Consider the following 1,371-nt stretch of genomic DNA (forward strand, 5'->3'; position numbering starts at 1 on the left):
TGAAGTTGACCCGCGAAAACGGACGCCTATCCTTTTGAAGAAGGAGGTGCCGAAATGGGCAAGCATCGTACCCCGTACCCGGCGGAATTCCGGGCACAAATGGTTGAACTGGTGAAGGCCGGGCGCAGGCCGGAGGAACTGGAAAAGGAGTTCGAGCCGACCGCGCAGACGATCTACAACTGGGTAGCACAGGCTGGTCGCGATGCGGGCGTGCGCCATGACGGGCTGACCACCGCCGAGCGGCAGGAACTCACGAAGCTGCGCCGCGAGAACCGGCAGTTGAAGATGGAGCGCGACATACTCTCTCACGCAGCGGCCTGGTTTGCCCGGGAGACGGGAGCCGTATCGCCGAAGGATACGGATTCATGAGAGCGAACCGGGCCCGCTGGCCCCTCGCCACGATGGCGCGGCTGCTCAGGGTCTCCACGAGCGGCTATTACGCGTGGCTGGTACGGGAGCCTTCGGCACACGCATGCGGTGATGCACAGTTGCTCGCGCGCATCCGTACGCTGCATGCAAGCTCACGGGGCACATACGGTGCACCACGTATTCATGTGCAGCTGGCACGCGAAGGCATGCACGTGGGACGCAAGCGGGTGGCGCGCCTGATGCGCATGGCTGGCCTGCGTGGCGCGAGCCGGCGGCGCTGGCCGCACACCACGCGGCAACGCGCAGGGGCACGGCGTGCGCCCGACCTGGTGCGCCGGCACTTCAGCGCCGACGCCCGCGATGTGCTGTGGGTAGCAGACGCCACATACGTGCCGACCGCTGAAGGGTTCCTGTATCTGGCGGTGGTGCTCGATGTATTCAGCCGCCGCGTCGTCGGCTGGGCAATGTCAAACCATCTGTACACCGAACTGATGCTGCGTGCACTGGACATGGCGTTGCTGCAGCGGCGTCCCGAGGGGGTGATCCATCATTCGGACCAGGGCTGTCAGTACACGTCCATTGCCTTCGGGAGGCGTTGCCGCGAGGCCGGCGTGCAGCCGTCAATGGGGACGGCCGGCGACGCCTATGACAACGCCATGTGCGAATCATTCTTCGGCACGCTCGAGGCGGAGCTGCTGATGCGGGAACACTTCGCGACCCACGAGCAGGCCCGCGCACGCATCTTCTGGTTTCTGGAAGGCTGGTACAACATACGCCGCCTGCATAGCAGTATCGGCTATTGCTCGCCGCTCGAATTCGAAAACCTGCATTCGCAGGATCAAATGTCATCGCCGCGCGGGTTGCCCACCGCCGGGCAGCGTCATGGTCGTGACAGGCGACCCGCCGCCCGGCCATGGACAACCCGCGACTCAACACTCCCGGGAGGTTCAACATCACACTAAACCCAACTGCAAATCTGTCCGTTGAACCGGGTCAATCTCA

At 64.1% G+C, this 1,371-nt stretch carries 1 pseudogene; it reads left to right on the forward strand.

The features are described from left to right. Positions 1 to 54: 54 nt before the first annotated feature. Positions 55 to 1,199, forward strand: a pseudogene (locus KHO31_RS38965) (IS3 family transposase); the annotation flags it as partial. Positions 1,200 to 1,371: the final 172 nt, after the last annotated feature.

This window comes from Paraburkholderia domus (assembly GCF_905220705.1).
Taxonomy (GTDB): Bacteria; Pseudomonadota; Gammaproteobacteria; order Burkholderiales; family Burkholderiaceae; genus Paraburkholderia; species Paraburkholderia domus.